This window comes from Gellertiella sp. DMC107 (genome assembly GCF_056313605.1).
This window is the reverse complement of record NZ_JBQUZZ010000003.1, coordinates 571297-588600: the sequence shown is the minus strand read 5'-3', so window position 1 is coordinate 588600 and position 17304 is coordinate 571297. Positions and strand designations below refer to the sequence as shown.

The following is a 17304-nucleotide window of genomic DNA, read 5'->3' as shown; positions in this document are numbered from 1 at the left end:
CTCAGTCCCGCGCCAGTTCCGGACGGCTGGCCAGCAGGCTCAACGTCGCTGCGTTGCCGCAATACTCCGTGAAATGGTCTGCGGCCGTTTCACGCGACAGATCGTGCCGGCATTGATCTTTCGAAGCGCAGCCGGCGCACACGCTTTCCATGCCGGTGTAAAGCGCTGGATGGTCCAGCCGGAGCAGGGCAGGCTCGATGCCGAGAGACAGCATCATGTCGGGCATCTCGCGGCTGAGTTCGGATGCGGGTCGCTCCGAGGGAAGGGCGTCACTGGCAAGCATGGCTCACTCCTGTTGGCGTTTCCGGCAGGATTGTCTTTTCAGGGCCGGCGTGCCTTGATCCCGATCAAACGTGTATGAGCGGGATATTCTTTCGCCAATTGTCCGGAATCACGAAAGGAAACGCGCGCCGCCGGGAAGGAAAGGCTGCTTCCATTCCGCGCTGTCGGACATTCGCGCCAAGGCATTGTTTTTTCGCACGGAAGCCCATCGGCGCGCTTCGCAACCGCAATGATGTTGGTCTATGATCCCCACCAACAATCAAGAGGAGGTTTCTCGATGTCCAGCAACAATCCCGGTTTCAATACGCTCGCCGTCCATGCCGGTGCCCAGCCCGATCCGACGACGGGCGCCCGCGCCACGCCGATCTATCAGACCACGGCCTTCGTCTTCAACGATGCGGACCATGCCGCGGCCCTCTTCGGCTTGCAGCAGTTTGGCAACATCTACACCCGCATCATGAACCCGACCCAGGCTGTCCTGGAAGAACGCGTGGCCGCGCTGGAAGGCGGCACTGCGGCTCTTGCCGTTTCGTCCGGCCATGCTGCCCAGCTGATCGTCTTCCACACCCTCATGCAGCCGGGCGACAATTTCGTCGCTGCCAAACGCCTCTATGGCGGCTCCATCAATCAGTTCGGCAATGCCTTCAAGTCCTTCGGCTGGCAGGTTCGCTGGGCGGATCCCGCTGATCCGGCCTCCTTCGAAGCACAAATCGACGACCGCACCCGCGCGATCTTCATCGAAAGCCTGGCCAATCCGGGCGGCACCTTCGTGGACATCGCAGCCGTTGCAGCCGTTGCCAAGAAGCACGGCTTGCCGCTGATCGTCGACAATACCATGGCGAGCCCCTATCTCATCCGCCCGCTGGAGCATGGTGCCGACATCGTCGTGCATTCGCTGACCAAGTTCATGGGTGGTCATGGCAATTCCATGGGCGGCGTCATCGTCGACGGCGGCACCTTCGACTGGTCCAAGACCGACAAGTTCCCGATGCTCTCTGCGCCCCGGCCGGAATATGCCGGCATGGTGCTGCATTCCACCTTCGGCAATTTTGCTTTCGCCATCGCCTGCCGCGTGCTCGGACTGCGCGACTTCGGCCCGGCAATCTCGCCCTTCAATGCCTTCCTGATCCTGACCGGCATCGAAACGCTGCCGCTGCGCATGCAGCGTCATTGCGACAATGCACTGGCTGTAGCCAAGTGGCTGAAAAGCCATGACAAGGTAGCCTGGGTCTCCTATGCCGGCCTTGACGACGACCCGAACAACGGCCTGCAGAAGAAGTATTCTCCGAAGGGTGCCGGTGCGGTTTTCACGTTTGGCGTGAAGGGCGGCTATGAAGCCGGCAAGAACCTCGTGCAGAACCTCAAGCTCTTCTCCCACCTTGCCAATATTGGCGACACCCGTTCGCTGGTCATCCATCCGGCATCGACCACCCATCGCCAGCTCACCGAGACGCAGCAGGTTGCCGCTGGCGCTGGCCCGGATGTGGTGCGCCTTTCGGTCGGTATCGAGGATGTCTCCGACATCATCGGTGATCTCGAACAGGCTCTGGCATCGGTATAAGGTCTTCGAGGGGGAGCGGCCTGGCCGCTCCCGAATCGAGACAGCGAGGCAAGATGAGCCATTTTCTCAAATTTGCGCCAGAAGGCGTACCTCCGGAAAAGGGGGCTCCGGCCCCCGAACGCCTGATTTCAGGCAGCCCGGAATTCACGACCTGGAACCTTGAGGAGGCCCCCGGCGGGCTCTATGCCGGGCTATGGCAATCGACGCCGGGCAAGTGGCGGATCAGCTATGACGAGTGGGAATATTTCCACATTCTTTCCGGCCATTCGATCGTGACGGAGGACGGCGGCGAGGCAATCGTGCTCAAGGCGGGCGATCGCCTGATCCTGAGACCCGGCTTCAAAGGAACCTGGGAAGTGATTGAAACGACTCTCAAGGACTATGTCATCCGCACCTGAGGGGTGGGCCTGAAATTTGCAAGCCGCGCCTAGCAGGGAGCCCGTCAGGAGCTGCGAACTCCGGGTGCTTCCCTGCTGCAATCCGGGACGCCCGATCGCCCGGATTGCGCCGCTGGTCCGGCGCTGGCGGCGTCTCTCTTCGACGCGCTCAGCATAGCGCGATTTGGAGCACGACAAAAAAGAGCGACCGCCCGGTCAGTTCCACGCGAGATGGAGAGCTTCCAGTCCATGGAAGTGATAGACATCCTTCACGACCGGAGGCCGGGCGATCCGAATTCCGGGCAGGCGCTTGAACAGCAGCGGCAGAACCACGTTGAGCTCAAGCCGGGCAAGCGGCGCGCCGATACAGAAGTGAATGCCGGCGCCGAAGGAAAGATTGGGCGCTTCCGCGCGATCCGGGCGGAAGGTGAGGGGCTCCTCGAACTTGCATGGATCGAGATTTGCCGCCGCCAAAATGAGGCTGATGACGTCTCCACGCTTGAGCGAAACGCCGTCCACCTCCGTGTCCTCGAGTGCGAAGCGCTGGAAGATGTGAACCGGAGCGCAGATGCGCAGACATTCTTCCACCGTCCGTTCCGTCGTCTTCTCGTCGACGAAAAGGCTCGCGGGATCGCAACCGCTTTCCAGAATGACCCGCACCGAGTTGCCGATCTGGTGCACCGTTGCCTCGTGACCCGCGTTGAGCAGCACGATCGTGGTCGAAATCAGCTCCTCTTCGGTGAGGTGCTGCCCCTTGTGCTCGGTGGTGATCATGTGTGTCAGCAGATCGTCGCGCGGATTGGCGCGCCGTTCGGCAATGACGGTCCGGACATAGTCTGCGAATTCTTTCGAGGCCCGGTCAGCCGCCAGCTCGTCCTCATGGGTACGACCGAACATGTACATCTTCACATAATCGTGAGACCAGGCCAGCAATTGCGGGCCCATTTCTTCGGGAATGCCGATCATGCGGGCAATGATCGTGACGGGGATGATGTCCGCAAAGGCGGACAGCAGCTCCACATCGCCCTTCGATGCGAAATCGTCGATCAACCGGTTGGCGAGCGTTTCGATCTCCGGCTTCAGGCGCTCCACGTGGCGAGACACGAAGGCGCGGTTCACCATGGTGCGGAGGCGTGTGTGTTCCGGTGGCTCCAGCTCGAGCAGAGACTTCGATTCCGCGAGATCGAAGTGGCGCGTATGGGCAAGGGGCTCCGGCATCCCCAATTCCTCGCGTGAGGCGATGTGCAGGATCTGCCGACCGAAACGGCGGTCTCTCAGAAGGCTGTTCACCAGGTCGTACCCGGTGAAAAACCAGCGTTTTTGCTCCGTCCAGTAGAAGGTGGGGCATTGGGCATGCAAGGTTGCATACGCCCGGTTCGGATCACGGAAAAAGGCCGGATCGGCAGAATCGAGCGACACGGTGCGGGCGGCGGGATCGATGCGGAGATAGGAAGGCTGTGTCATAGCCGACTCCTAGCGGAGTTTGGGGCGCCGGAAAAGAGATCCTGTGCCATCCCCTGGCGCAGCGTCGTTTCCGGACGGGATTGGGTGCAATCTCCGCACTGGCGTTCATGCACCCTTTACCTACCGCTCCAAAAATCGGGGGAGGCCCCGCAGCGTAACGCGCCATTAATGGGGAATCATGCAATGAGGAAGACGAGCGGACGGGTGTCATGCCGGGTTTCCCGCGAGGGAACGGGCGAAGGTTGTCCTTCGTCGCTTCTCTTGAAGTCGGGGGGCGTCACACTCTATGTATGGGATAGGACATCTTTTTGATTCCCTGCCGTCGCGGGCGTCGGGGAACGCATGACAAAGGATCGATATGAGAAATCCAGTTGATACTGCCATGGCCCTCATTCCCATGGTCGTTGAGCAGACCAACCGCGGCGAAAGATCCTACGACATCTATTCGCGGCTGCTCAAGGAACGCATCATCTTCATGACCGGTCCGGTCGAAGATCATATGGCGACCCTGGTTTGCGCCCAGCTCCTTTTCCTCGAGGCTGAAAATCCGAAGAAGGAAATTGCGCTCTATATTAACTCGCCGGGTGGTGTGGTCACCGCCGGCATGGCCATCTACGACACGATGCAGTTCATCAAGCCGGCCGTATCGACGCTCTGCGTCGGCCAGGCGGCGTCGATGGGTTCGCTGCTTCTGGCAGCCGGCCACAAGGACATGCGCTTTGCCACGCCGAACGCGCGCATCATGGTTCATCAGCCCTCGGGCGGGTTCCAGGGTCAGGCCTCGGATATCGAGCGCCATGCCCGCGATATCCTCAAGATGAAGCGCCGGCTGAACGAAGTCTACGTCAAGCATTGCGGACGGACCTACGAAGAAGTGGAGCAGACCCTCGACCGCGACCATTTCATGGCTGCGGACGAGGCGCTCGGCTGGGGCATCATCGACCGGGTCCTGACCTCGCGTGACGAGATCGAGGGCAGCGCTGGCTGATGCCGGCAGGGTGGGTGGCCGTCGCCCGTATGGCCGCCGCGCCCGGGCAAGTTAGGGGAATCCCTTGCTTGTCGTGTTTGGAATTTCGATTAATGCTATGTTGAGTGATGTGGCATAGCATGATCCGAAAGGGCCCCCACGGCCAGGAGCTCAGTGTTCCAGGTTAACGGTCAAGGCTTTTGTCGGGTTTCTGTCCTGAAGTGGCGGCAGGATGCCGCACCGACAGGACGGGCCAAGAAAGACCGTAATCCGTCGTTTTATGTCGGATCCTCGGCGTGCTGGAAGGAACGTTAAACATGAGCAAAGTCAGCGGCAACAACGGTGGGGATAGCAAAAACACCCTCTATTGTTCTTTCTGCGGCAAGAGCCAGCACGAAGTCCGGAAACTGATTGCCGGACCGACCGTCTTCATCTGCGATGAATGCGTCGAATTGTGCATGGATATCATCCGTGAGGAAAACAAGTCCTCGATGGTGAAGTCGCGGGAGGGTGTTCCCACCCCTCAGGACATCATCAAGGTGCTGGATGAGTATGTCATCGGCCAGAAGCAGGCCAAGCGCATCCTCTCCGTCGCCGTGCATAACCATTACAAGCGCCTCGCGCACGCCTCCAAGGGGGGCGATGTGGAACTGGCGAAGTCGAACATCATGCTTGTCGGCCCGACCGGCTGCGGCAAGACCTATCTGGCCCAGACGCTTGCCCGCATCATCGATGTGCCCTTCACCATGGCCGATGCGACGACGCTGACGGAAGCCGGCTATGTGGGCGAGGATGTCGAAAACATCATCCTGAAACTGCTCCAGGCCGCCGATTACAATGTCGAACGCGCCCAGCGCGGCATCGTCTACATCGACGAAGTGGACAAGATCAGCCGCAAGTCGGACAACCCGTCCATCACGCGTGACGTCTCGGGTGAAGGCGTGCAGCAGGCTCTGCTGAAGATCATGGAAGGCACCGTCGCTTCGGTCCCGCCGCAGGGCGGCCGCAAGCATCCGCAGCAGGAATTCCTGCAGGTGGATACGACGAACATCCTGTTCATCTGCGGTGGCGCCTTTGCGGGTCTGGACAAGATCATCTCGGCGCGCGGCGAGAAGACGTCGATCGGCTTTGCCGCGACCGTCAAGGCCCCGGAAGACCGGCGCGTTGGCGAAGTGCTGCGCGACCTCGAGCCGGAAGATCTGGTGAAATTCGGCCTCATTCCGGAATTCATCGGCCGTCTGCCGATTCTGGCCACGCTGGAAGACCTGGATGAGGATGCCCTGATCCAGATCCTGTCCGAGCCGAAGAACGCGCTCGTCAAGCAGTACCAGCGCCTGTTCGAGATGGAAGATGTGGAACTGACCTTCCACGAGGACGCGCTGCGCGAAATCGCTCGCCGCGCCATCGTGCGCAAGACCGGTGCCCGCGGCCTTCGTTCGATCATGGAAAAGATCCTGCTGGACACCATGTTCGATCTGCCGGAACTGGATGGTGTGCGCGAGGTGGTCATCTCCGACGAGGTGGTCCGTGGCGCGGCCCGTCCGCTCTACATCTACGCCGACCGCGTGGAAGAAAAGGCGAATGCCTCGGCGTGAGCCGGCATGTTGCGTAATATTGGAAAAGGCCCGCACGCGCGGGCCTTTTTTCGTTCAGCCACTGTCCTATCTCGCTCCGAGGGGGAGCCGGATGCTTCGCCGGCAGGGACGGTCTTGTGCGGCACGACGTAACGCTTTGATGTCCGGTCCGCTTTTGATTGTTTGCGTGGCGTGCGACAACGGTTAAAAAGGTGACTCGGATATGTTCGCGCCCGCGCGGCGTTTCTGCCAGAGCGCTCGGCTTGGCAAGCTACACGTTAGTTAGCCCCCCTAGTTTGCGGTCATGGCATGGCGTGACCGGGTATGAGTCAAGGACATCCGGCTTGGGTCGGAGCACCTTGAAAATGTGAGTATCGATCTCCACTTGTGGAGCATTCAGAGCATGCCCGCCGCCCGTTTCCCGGTGCCGGCGGAAAGAAGCCCCGGCGGGGCTTTGGAAAGGAACAATGATGACGAAAAAAACCTCTGCTGCAGGTGAGCGCGCCTCGTATCCGGTTCTGCCGCTCCGCGACATCGTGGTTTTCCCGCATATGATCGTGCCGCTTTTCGTGGGTCGCGAGAAATCCATCCGCGCGCTCGAAGAGGTCATGGGATCCGACAAGCAGATCATGCTCGCGACCCAGATGAATGCCGGCGATGACGATCCGTCGCCGGAAGGCATCTACAAGGTGGGTACGGTCGCCAACGTCTTGCAGCTCCTGAAGCTCCCCGACGGCACCGTCAAGGTGCTGGTGGAAGGCCGCGCCCGTGCGAAGATCCATAGCTATTCCGATCGTGAGGAATTCTATGAGGCGCTGGCCGACATTCTCGAAGAGCCGAAGGACGATCCGGTCGAGGTCGAGGCGCTCAGCCGCTCGGTCGTGTCCGAATTCGAAAGCTATGTGAAGCTCAACAAGAAGATCTCCCCGGAGGTCGTCGGTGCGGCGAGCCAGATCGAGGACTACTCGAAACTGGCCGATACGGTCGCTTCGCATCTCTCCATCAAGATCACCGAGAAGCAGGAGATGCTGGAAACCACCAGCGTCAAGACCCGCCTCGAAAAGGCGCTCGGCTTCATGGAAGGCGAGATTTCGGTTCTTCAGGTCGAGAAGCGCATTCGCTCGCGCGTCAAGCGCCAGATGGAAAAGACACAGCGCGAATATTACCTGAACGAGCAGATGAAGGCGATCCAGAAGGAGCTCGGCGACGGCGAGGATGGCCGCGACGAGATGGCCGAACTGGAAGAACGCATCAGCAAGACCAAGCTTTCCAAGGAAGGTCGCGAGAAGGCTGAAGCCGAAATGCGCAAGCTGCGCCAGATGAGCCCGATGTCGGCGGAAGCCACCGTCGTGCGCAATTATCTGGATTGGCTGCTGGGCCTGCCCTGGGGCAAACGCTCGAAGATCAAGACCAACCTTCACAATGCCGAGAAGATCCTGGAAGAGGATCATTTCGGTCTGGACAAGGTCAAGGAGCGCATCATCGAGTATCTCGCCGTGCAGGCGCGTTCCTCGAAGATGAAGGGCCCGATCCTTTGCCTCGTCGGCCCGCCCGGCGTGGGCAAGACCTCGCTTGCCCGCTCCATCGCCAAGGCCACCGGCCGCGAATACGTGCGCATGGCGCTTGGCGGCGTACGGGATGAGGCAGAAATCCGCGGTCACCGCCGCACCTATATCGGCTCCATGCCGGGCAAGGTGCTGCAGTCCATGAAGAAGGCCAAGAAGTCCAACCCGCTCTTCCTGCTCGACGAGATCGACAAGATGGGGATGGATTTCCGCGGCGATCCGTCCTCGGCCCTGCTCGAAGTGCTGGATCCGGAACAGAACAGCACCTTCATGGATCACTATCTCGAGGTGGAATACGATCTGTCGGACGTGATGTTCATCACCACGGCCAACACGCTCAACATTCCGGCCCCGTTGATGGACCGCATGGAAATCATCCGCATTGCCGGTTACACCGAGGAAGAAAAGCTGGAGATCTGCAAGCGTCACCTTCTGCCGAAGGCGATCCGCGAGCATGCCTTGCAGCCTAAGGAGTTCTCGGTCACCGACGAGGCGCTTCGCGAGGTGGTTCAGTCCTACACGCGGGAAGCCGGCGTGCGCAGCCTGGAGCGCGAGCTGATGAAGCTCGGTCGAAAGGCTGTGACCGAGATCATCAAGGGCAACACCAAGTCGGTCGAAGTCACGGCTGAGAACGTCAAGGATTTCCTCGGCGTTCCGCGCTATCGCCATGGCGAGGCCGAAGGCGAGGATCAGGTCGGTATCGTCACCGGTCTTGCCTGGACGGAAGTGGGCGGCGAATTGCTGACCATCGAAGGCGTGATGATGCCGGGCAAGGGCCGTATGACCGTCACCGGCAACCTGAAGGACGTGATGAAGGAATCGATTTCCGCGGCGGCTTCCTATGTCCGTTCGCGCGCCGTCGATTTCGGCATCGAGCCGCCGCGCTTCGACAAGTCGGACATCCACGTGCACGTGCCGGAAGGTGCGACGCCCAAGGATGGTCCGTCCGCAGGGGTCGCCATGGCCACGGCTATCGTGTCGGTCATGACCGGCATACCGGTTCGCCATGATGTTGCCATGACGGGTGAAATCACCCTGCGTGGCCGTGTATTGCCCATCGGCGGCCTCAAGGAAAAGCTGCTCGCGGCGCTTCGCGGCGGCATCAAGAAGGTGCTGATTCCCGAGCAGAACGCCAAGGATCTTGCCGAGATCCCTGATAATGTGAAGAACAGCCTGGAGATCGTCCCGGTCTCGCGCATGGGCGAGGTTATCAGCCACGCCCTGGCCCGCGTGCCGGAGCCGATCGAATGGGACGGCACCGTCGAAACGCCCGTGATCGCAACGGTCGAGGGTGTGGACGACGCCGGTCAGACCATCGCTCATTGACGGTCAAATCGGTTCGAAATCGATAAAAACAGTGAAAAGGCCAGCGCCATGCTGGCCTTTTTTGTGAAAAAATGGCTGGAAACGCTTGCATTTCCGGGTATTGCAGGGCTTTTGAGTTGCGGCTGACAGGAGCTTTCGTATTCTGCGCCCGAAGCATAATTGAGTCGTTTCAAACCATTGAAAGGGGTGGAAACATGAACAAGAATGAACTCGTCTCCGCGGTCGCCGAAAAGGCTGGGCTGACCAAGGCCGATGCAGCGTCTGCCGTTGACGCTGTATTCGAAACCGTACAGTCCGCTCTGAAGGCTGGTGGTGACGTCCGCCTCGCCGGTTTTGGCAGCTTCACCGTATCTCGCCGCGAAGCTTCGAAGGGCCGTAACCCTTCCACCGGCGCTGAAGTCGATATTCCGGCTCGCAACGTTCCGAAGTTCACCGCAGGCAAGGGCCTGAAGGATGCCGTGAACAGCTGATTGGCTGGCACGGGCTGAAGCTTTGCTTCAACTAGGATCAAGGCACGCATTCCTTTCCGGAAAGCGTGCCTTTCTTTTTGGGCCGGGATCCGCGATCGCTCCGGCGAAACCCTGTGCCTCTTGCGGGGAGGGGGCGAAGGGCGGCCTTGTATCGGCAAAATCTTTGCTTTACCTATGAACCGTTCTCAGGGCGGGGTGAAACTCCCCACCGGCGGTAAGGAGCCTGCTCCAAGCCCGCGAGCGCTTGTCTTCTGGGGAAGACAGGGTCAGCAGATCCGGTGTGAATCCGGAGCCGACGGTCACAGTCCGGATGAAAGAGAACGGGAAACAGCGCCGCTTTGCGAGCCCCTTGCCTGGCTCGCAGGCGGTATCGATGCCCGCGCCGCACCCCTGGGGAAGGCGTGGAACTCTGCCTTTGCCCGTGCGTCCTGATTTGTGTCAACCGGTTCCGAGGGGGAACGAACATGAATCAGAACCTGACATCCGCCGGCGCATCGCCGGCCGTTCGTGGCGCGGCCTTCATGATCCTTGCGGGGGTCGCCTTTGCCGCGCTCAACACCATCACGCAGCATCTCACCATGAATCTCGGCCTGAGCTCCACGTCGGATGCCTTCTGGCAGTATTTCCTGGCGCTGGTTTTCTCCGTGCCGCTTCTGGCCCGTTCCGGGTTGAAGGCGCTGAGAACGGCCCATCCCTACACCCATATTGCCCGCGTGGCGCTGTCCGTGCTCGGCGTTCAGGCCTGGGTTTACGGTCTTGCCCACGGTGTGCAGATCTGGCAGGCGATTGCCCTTGTCATGACCTCGCCCTTCTTCGTGACTGCGGGCGCGGCCCTGTTCCTCGGCGAGCGGGCGGGCAAGGAGCGCTGGCTGGCGACGGCCGTCGGCTTTTCAGGGGCGATGATCATCCTGCGGCCCTGGGCCGACACGATCACGCTGGCAGCGATTGCCCCGGTTGCGGCGGCAGCGCTCTGGGCCGGCGCCTCCCTGTTGACGAAGAGCGTGCTGGCGAAGGACAGTTCGGCCACGGCCACCCTGTGGCTTCTGCTGATGATGTCGCCGGTCAATGCCGCCTTTGCGGTGGCAGGCGGCTTTCAGGTGCCGACGGGCGAAATTCTGGCCTGGCTGGTCGTCTCCGGCCTGCTGATGGTCGGCGCGCAATACTTCCTCGCCAAGGCCTATGAGACGGCGGATGCCGCCTATGTGCAGCCCTTCGACGACCTGAAGCTGCCGCTGAACCTGCTGGCCGGTTATCTGGCCTTCGGCTATGCGCCGGAAGGGCAGCTTTGGCTGGGCGCGGCGATGATCCTCGCCGCTTCCCTCTTCATCCTCTTCGTGGAGCGCCGGCAGGAGGCGCAGAGGGCGGCGGCCTGAGGCCATTCTCAACACGGCTTACCAGCGCTGGTGGACGTGCGGCGCCACAAGCCGGTCATAGATTTCGCGGGCGGCCGTCATCACGTCGATGTTGAGTGCCTCGAGATCCGCAGCGGCTGCATTGGCCCTGGCCTGTGCGGCGTTGCGGGCGCCCGGGATGACCACGGTAACGGCATCGTTCATCAGGATCCAGCGGAGCGCGAAGGCGGCCATGGAGGCCCCTTCCGGCACCAGCGACCGGATTTCCTCGACCGCTTCCAGACCCACCTCGAAAGGCACGCCGGCAAAGGTCTCGCCCACATCGAAATGCTCGCCATGCCGGTTGAACAGCCGGTGATCGTCGGCGGCAAAATGCGTGTCGCGGGTGATCTTGCCGGAAAGCAGGCCGCTGGCCAGCGGCACACGCACGATGACGGCGACATCGTTCATCTTCGCGCCTTCGAAGAAGAGCTGGGCGGGCCGCTGGCGGAAGAGATTGTAGATGATCTGCACGCTGGCGCAGTTCTGGTATTCGATGGCCTTCAGCGCCTCCTCGACCCGTTCGACGCTGACGCCCCAGGCCTTGATCTTGCCCGATGCCACCAGCTCGTCCATGCCGTCGAAGAGCTCCGGGCGGTAATAGACATCGGTCGGCGGGCAGTGAAGCTGCACGAGATCGAGGCAATCCATCTCGAGGTTCTGGCGGCTGCGATCGATGAAGGCCTCGATATTGGCCTTGGTGTAGCCGTCCGCCACATGCGGCGAAAGCCGCCGCCCGGCCTTGGTGGCCACCATGGGCCGTGGGCCCGAGCGGGTCTTCAGCACCTCCGCGATGATCTTCTCCGAACGCCCGTCGCCATAGACATCAGCCGTATCGATGAAGGTCATGCCGGCATCGAGCGCGGCATTCAGCGCCTCGCGCCCGTCGGCTTCGCTCACCTCACCCCAGGCGCCGCCGATCTGCCAGGCACCGAAACCCACTTCGGAGACGGTAAAGGGAAGGCGGCCAAATGCATGCTGACGCATGATGGAAACTCCTCGCTATCAAGAAAAACCCGCGGCCGAACGGCCCGGGGCCTCTTCATATCAGGAGGAGGCGAAAAAGGGGAGGGCAAAGAATTAGCCCCGCTGCGGTGATTGCGCGGGGCTCTGCGGTGCCGCAAGGTGTTTCAATAGAACATCAAGTCTTTGTCGTCCGATTTCGTCAGTGTCGAAAGCCGACCGAACGACCAGTTGCCGGTGCACATGTCCAGACACACATCGAGACGTTTTCGTTCCTTGAGCACAGAGCCATCTTCCCGATAGGTTACGAAATGGCCGTTATCCTTGAGCTCTGCGACCAGACGGCCATCGGATGCCTTGAATTGGTAGGGAGAGAGACGGTATTCACCGTTGTCGATCTTGTGAAGGGCTCCCGGCATCTTATTCAGCCAGATTTCAAAATCCAGTCGACTTTCTGCAAAACCATGTATTCCCCCGCAGTCAGCAAGGCCCTTTTGCAATGACTCACGCATATCAAAGTGAGTTAATGCCATGTATGTCGGATAATCATCGGCGATAAGCTGCTTGTTTGATTTATAGTCATTGCCCATTTTTGTTTCCCCGCCCAACGTCGGTCGGTCGAGCGTATGGAAATCCCCGTTATACTCGATGACGTCTTCTACTATGGAGCCGAACTCCTGCGTCGCTTTTTCGACTTCCGCGCTCCATGCTTCGCTGACCGGCGGATTGAGTGTTGTCGCCTCCACCAGCCTGGTCTGAAATGTGCCGCGAGGCTCGGTGGCGGCCGTTTCACCAATGACCAGAGACCGAAGCCGCCTGAAGTCAAACATCAGTGCCATTTCTTCCTTGCTGGGAGTGTATTGGACTGTGCCGTCCGGAAGTTGCGTCAATGTCCCGCGTTTGGGCCGTCGCACGTCCGTTGCAGCCTCGTTTTCCTCTGAAACCTCGTTTTCCTCAGGCACATTGGCCTCATCCAGCTTGGCCTTGCTGGCTTCGGCGAGCCTTTCTGTCCTGGCATTGTTGGCAATACGGGTGATTTCATCCACCTCGTTTGAGGCGACCTGCCGTTCTGGCAGTGACGGCCGGAGAATCTGCAAAGCGCTGCTGATCGACATGGTCATGGTCATAGTCCTAAAATTAGATTGACATAAAAGTCGGAAAAACTAAAACATAGTATGGTTAACAGTAAGCTAATAGCGCTGAGGCGGTTGATCATCTCTCTCAGCCAATCGGTCAATTCAACTCGGTCGCAGCTCGGCTAGCTGCTCCATGAAGGAGTAAAGCGATGTATACAAAAAATGTAGATACCGGAAGGTGGGAAGATGACTATGATATACACTTCAATTATACATATAGATTTGGATATAAATGGCCGACAAAATTTGGTTTCTGGCAAAATGTAGAAGGTACAGATGAAAAAGACAGGATATATGTATTGACAAACAGTAATACTGGATTTTTATGGACTGCCGCAAAAATATATAGTATGCATGGTATTGATTCAATTTATTGCGCGGATACGGGAGGAGATCCTATATATTTTAACGAGTTGGACTTAATGTTTTCGAATCCAATTAAATTTATGAGTGGAGTTGTTGGATTTTATGGAACATATCTGAATGATATTTTTTTGGGGTCGAATTTAGATGAAAAAGTAATCGGAAATGGAGGGCATGATATAATATACGGGAACGGAGGCGATGACGTTATTTACGGTGATATACTGTATGACAATTATAATTTGGATTTCACAAATGGATATTCAAATATAGGAAATGATTACATTTCGGGTGGGGAAGGTGATGACAAGATATATTGTGGAGCAGGTGATGATGAAGTTTATGGAGGCAGTGGTAACGACCTGATTTATGGGGGCGAGGGTAATGACCTGATATCGGGTGGGGACGGAGACGACATAATATATACTGACGGATATGATTATATAGACGGGGGCAGTGGCTACAATGTCGTTCATCTGGAAAGTTTTGCAGCTGGTGCATCGTTAAACTTGTCTGCCATGTCTTCAAAATGGAGGAATATCTCGGGTTTTTCCGGGAATGAATCGGACAATATCATAAATGGCGATAGCAACGACAACACGATCTACGGCGACCGGGGTGATGACACCATTTCCGGCGGCGATGGCAATGACAGCCTGTACGGGCAGGACGGCAATGACACGCTGAATGGCGGCAACGGCAACGATCTTATCGATGGTGGTGCCGGCAACGATACCGTTTCGTATGCTGACTCACTGGCGGGCCAAAGAATAAATCTTTCCCTGTCAGGTGCCCAGGACACGGTTGGCAGTGGTGTTGATACCCTTGTCAGCATCGAAAACATCACCGGTTCGTCCTACAATGATGTGATGGTCGGTGATGCGGGTGACAATATCATGCGCGGCGGGGCCGGTAACGACAGCATCAATGGCGGTCTTGGCAATGATATCATGGATGGCGGGGCGGGCGTTGACGGCGTCAACTTCAGCGGCTTCACCTCCGGCGTAACGGTCAACCTTTCCATCACAACGGCTCAGAATGCCGGCGCTGCGGGCATCGATACCATCACCGGCTTCGAGAATGTCGGGGGCTCCAACTATGACGACGTCCTCACGGGGGATGCCGGCGTCAACCAGCTTTTCGGCTGGTCCGGCCGCGATACGCTGAATGGCGGGTTGGGTAACGACCTGCTGACCGGGGGATATGGTGCGGACCGCTTTGTGCTTGCTGCGGGCAGCGGCACGGACAAGATCATGGATTTCTCCGCCGCCGATGGTGACCGGGTCGTGCTCGGTGCTGCCTCCTTCGGCCTTTCTGCCGGGGCCGTCATGGCCGATTACCTCGTTCTCGGTTCCGCAGCCGTCAAATCCGATCACGGCTATTTCATCGCCAATGCCAATGGCGTGTGGTGGGATGCCGATGGCAGCGGCGCAGGGGCGGCCCAGCAGCTGGCGCAGTTTACGGCCCTCGCAAACGGCCTCACGGCCTCGAATTTCCTCTTTGCCTGAATCCGGTAACGAAAAAGGCTCCGTCGGTGCGGAGCCTTGCGGGTTTCGGGGGAAGGGGGCTCACGCCCCCTCGAAGCCCTGCAGCACGCCCACCGCATTGACGGCGATTTCCGCCACCGCATAGCCGCCTTCCATGACGAAGAGGGTCGGCAGGCCAAGCTCGGCGATGCGGGCGCCGATCAGCGGGTAGTGTTCCGTCTTCAGCTTGAACTTGCTGATCGGGTCCTTCTCGAACGTATCCACACCCAGCGAGACGACCACCACATCGGGCGCGTAGTCCGCGAGCTTGCGGCAACCGTCGTCCAACGCTTCCGACCAGAGATCCCAGCCCGTGCCATGGCGCATCGGATAATTGATGTTGAAGCCTTCGCCGGCGCCTTCGCCGCGCTCTTCCCGGAAACCCAGGAAATAGGGATATTCGTCATTCGGATCGCCATGCAGGTTGATGACCTGCACATCGGAACGTCGATAGAAGATTTCCTGCGTGCCATTGCCGTGGTGATAGTCCACGTCGAGGATCGACACGCGTTTGGCGCCCCGGTCGAGGAACCATTGGGCGGCCACGGCCGCATTGTTGATGAAGCAGTAGCCCGCCATGAAATCGGAGCCCGCATGGTGGCCCGGCGGCCGGCAAAGCGCGAAGGCCGCCCGTTCGCCCGCATTCACCAGACCTGCCGCCGTCAGCGCCACATCGTGGGAAGACTTGATCGCGTCCCACGTGCCTTTCACGAAGCCGATGCCGGCATCGAAGGAGTAATAGCCGAGCTGTGCATCGAGATGTTCGGGAATGACATCCTGCCGGAGCCCGCGCGTGGGCCAGGTATAAGGCAGGGCGGTTCCGTCGCGCCCGAGCGCCGTCCAGCGGTCCCAGACGGTGGGCAGGAAATCGAGATAATTCTGCTTGTGTACTTTGGCGGCGGTGGAAAGATCGTGCTCCTCCGGCGCAAGGATCGGCCCGAGACCGGTCTCCTTCAGTCGCTCATGAATGAACTCCGCCCGCGAGGGCATTTCGAAGGCGGGCACGATCGCCCCGGCCACCAGCTCCACATTGCCGGAATGGCCCTTGTGGCGCGGAGAATAGACTGACTTCATGTTTGCTCCCAATCGATGGAAAAATGGGCAGCTCCTCATCCGCTTGGCCCGCACCTTCTCCCCTCGGGAGAAGAGATCCGGAGCGGCGGCTGCTGTCTCCCTCCTCTCCCCGGCGGGGAGAGGGTGGCGCGCAAGCGCCGGGTGAGGGGCGCGCACGGAAATGGCTTGCTTCCGAAACGACAATTCCCCTCCCCACAAGGGGGAGGGGAAGGAGGTCCGATCTTTCCCTTACTTCTGCAGTTCGGTCCAGATCTTGGTGTAGATCTCCTGGGTGGCCGGGTCGCACATCTTCATCAGGTCGACCTTGTCCTTCATGTCCTCAGGCACGTTCAGCTCCGGCGCGCCCTTCATGTCTTCGGGCATGAACTTGTCCGAACCGGCAATGCCGTTCGCATAACGGGCAAAGGCGGAAATCATCGCCGCATTTTCCGGGTCCATGATGAAGTTCTGGAAAAGCTTGGCATTTTCCACGTTCTTCGCATCCTTCAGGACAACCACGTTATCCGACCAGGAGTTGATGCCTTCCTTCGGATAGCCGTATTTGATCGAGGGCTTGGCCAGGCGCTGGCGAAGGGCCGAGCCGTTCCAGTCGGATGTCGCGGCATAGTCGCCGGCCGTCATCTTCTCCACGGTCGAATATTCCATGGCGATCCAGTTCGGCTTGGAATTGACAAGCGTGTCGCGGACCTTCTTCAGCAGCTCCTTGTCATTGTCGCAGATCTTGCCGCCGTTCCACTTGATCGCCGCATAGATGACGTCGTTCATTTCCGGAACCACGTTCACCTTGCCCTTCAGCTCCTCGGGCGTATCGAAGATGATGCCCCAGGTATTGATGTCGCCCTTGTAGACATCGGTATTAACGGAAACGCCCACCGTGCCGAGCTGCCACGGAACGGAATATTTGCGGCCGGGATCGAAATCGGGGTTCTGCCACTCGGGCGCGATGTTCTTGGCGTTTTCCATCTGGCCGGGATTGGTTTCCAGCAGAAGCCCTTCATTGATCCAGGTGGGAATGAAGGACTGGGACGGAACGGCGATATCGAAGCCATGGCCGCCGGCGCGCACCTTGGCAAGCGCGGTATCGTTCGAATCGTAGTCGGTGACGGTCACCTTCACATTGTATTTCTCTTCGAACTTCTTGATCATCTCGGGGCTGGTATAGTTGCCCCAGTTATAGATGTTCAGTTCGCCATCGGCCGCCGCGAATGTGGCGGAGCCCATCAGGGCCGCCAGGGCCAGCGCAATCGATCCGGTCTTTCTCATGG

Annotated in this window: 14 protein-coding genes and 1 riboswitch; of the genes, 8 read left to right on the top strand and 6 right to left on the bottom strand. The window is 59.3% G+C overall.

Translation table 11 applies throughout. The features are described from left to right. Nucleotide 1 precedes the first annotated feature (1 nt). Complete coding sequence (locus tag ACT54B_RS13550) at nucleotides 2-283, bottom strand: DUF6455 family protein (protein WP_476045516.1); 282 nt, start codon at nucleotides 281-283, stop codon at nucleotides 2-4. 276 nt (nucleotides 284-559) lie between these two features. Between ACT54B_RS13550 and ACT54B_RS13545 the strand changes: the two genes are divergently transcribed. Both ACT54B_RS13545 and ACT54B_RS13540 read left to right on the top strand, forming a co-directional pair. Beyond that, nucleotides 560-1843: an O-acetylhomoserine aminocarboxypropyltransferase gene (locus ACT54B_RS13545; RefSeq protein ID WP_476045514.1), complete on the top strand. Its 1284-nt coding sequence runs from the start codon at nucleotides 560-562 to the stop codon at nucleotides 1841-1843. A 53-nt stretch (nucleotides 1844-1896) separates the two neighbouring features. Further along, nucleotides 1897-2241, top strand: coding sequence for a cupin domain-containing protein (locus ACT54B_RS13540; protein ID WP_476045513.1), 345 nt, complete (start codon nucleotides 1897-1899; stop codon nucleotides 2239-2241). A 195-nt stretch (nucleotides 2242-2436) separates the two neighbouring features. On the opposite strand, the gene ACT54B_RS13535 is transcribed toward ACT54B_RS13540, so the two are convergent. Continuing rightward, entirely contained in the window at nucleotides 2437-3684 is a 1248-nt protein-coding gene (locus ACT54B_RS13535) for a cytochrome P450 (RefSeq protein WP_476045511.1), read from the bottom strand. Between the two features lie 358 nt (nucleotides 3685-4042). Here ACT54B_RS13535 and ACT54B_RS13530 point away from each other — a divergent pair, with 358 nt between their 5' ends. From ACT54B_RS13530 to ACT54B_RS13510, 5 genes are all read left to right on the top strand, one after another. Next, complete coding sequence (locus tag ACT54B_RS13530; protein ID WP_476045509.1) at nucleotides 4043-4672, top strand: ATP-dependent Clp protease proteolytic subunit; 630 nt, start codon at nucleotides 4043-4045, stop codon at nucleotides 4670-4672. A 296-nt stretch (nucleotides 4673-4968) separates the two neighbouring features. Further along, entirely contained in the window at nucleotides 4969-6246 is a 1278-nt protein-coding gene (clpX, locus tag ACT54B_RS13525) for an ATP-dependent Clp protease ATP-binding subunit ClpX (protein WP_476045507.1), read from the top strand. A gap of 449 nt (nucleotides 6247-6695) precedes the next feature. Continuing rightward, on the top strand, nucleotides 6696-9116 hold the full coding sequence (gene lon / locus ACT54B_RS13520; protein ID WP_476045618.1) for an endopeptidase La: 2421 nt from the start codon (nucleotides 6696-6698) through the stop codon (nucleotides 9114-9116). Between the two features lie 194 nt (nucleotides 9117-9310). Beyond that, nucleotides 9311-9586 carry a DNA-binding protein HupB gene (gene hupB / locus ACT54B_RS13515; protein ID WP_183368382.1) on the top strand — a complete coding sequence of 92 codons (276 nt, stop codon included), beginning with the start codon at nucleotides 9311-9313 and terminating at the stop codon, nucleotides 9584-9586. A gap of 177 nt (nucleotides 9587-9763) precedes the next feature. After that, nucleotides 9764-9912: riboswitch (FMN riboswitch) on the top strand. 138 nt (nucleotides 9913-10050) lie between these two features. Continuing rightward, nucleotides 10051-10959, top strand: a complete 909-nt coding sequence (locus ACT54B_RS13510; protein ID WP_476045505.1) for a DMT family transporter — start codon at nucleotides 10051-10053, stop codon at nucleotides 10957-10959. Between the two features lie 18 nt (nucleotides 10960-10977). On the opposite strand, the gene ACT54B_RS13505 is transcribed toward ACT54B_RS13510, so the two are convergent. Both ACT54B_RS13505 and ACT54B_RS13500 read right to left on the bottom strand, forming a co-directional pair. Beyond that, nucleotides 10978-11964 carry an aldo/keto reductase gene (locus ACT54B_RS13505; protein ID WP_476045504.1) on the bottom strand — a complete coding sequence of 329 codons (987 nt, stop codon included), beginning with the start codon at nucleotides 11962-11964 and terminating at the stop codon, nucleotides 10978-10980. Nucleotides 11965-12107: 143 nt separating this feature from the next. Further along, nucleotides 12108-13061 carry a hypothetical protein gene (locus ACT54B_RS13500; RefSeq protein WP_476045503.1) on the bottom strand — a complete coding sequence of 318 codons (954 nt, stop codon included), beginning with the start codon at nucleotides 13059-13061 and terminating at the stop codon, nucleotides 12108-12110. A gap of 164 nt (nucleotides 13062-13225) precedes the next feature. Here ACT54B_RS13500 and ACT54B_RS13495 point away from each other — a divergent pair, with 164 nt between their 5' ends. Beyond that, nucleotides 13226-14947 (top strand): calcium-binding protein, encoded by a 1722-nt coding sequence (locus ACT54B_RS13495; protein ID WP_476045502.1) that lies wholly within the window; start codon nucleotides 13226-13228, stop codon nucleotides 14945-14947. Nucleotides 14948-15007: 60 nt separating this feature from the next. On the opposite strand, the gene ACT54B_RS13490 is transcribed toward ACT54B_RS13495, so the two are convergent. Both ACT54B_RS13490 and ACT54B_RS13485 read right to left on the bottom strand, forming a co-directional pair. Further along, a complete protein-coding gene (locus tag ACT54B_RS13490; RefSeq protein WP_476045500.1) occupies nucleotides 15008-16039 on the bottom strand; it encodes a histone deacetylase family protein in 1032 nt (343 codons plus the stop codon). A gap of 228 nt (nucleotides 16040-16267) precedes the next feature. Continuing rightward, nucleotides 16268-17302 (bottom strand): ABC transporter substrate-binding protein, encoded by a 1035-nt coding sequence (locus ACT54B_RS13485; RefSeq protein WP_476045498.1) that lies wholly within the window; start codon nucleotides 17300-17302, stop codon nucleotides 16268-16270. Nucleotides 17303-17304 lie beyond the last annotated feature (2 nt).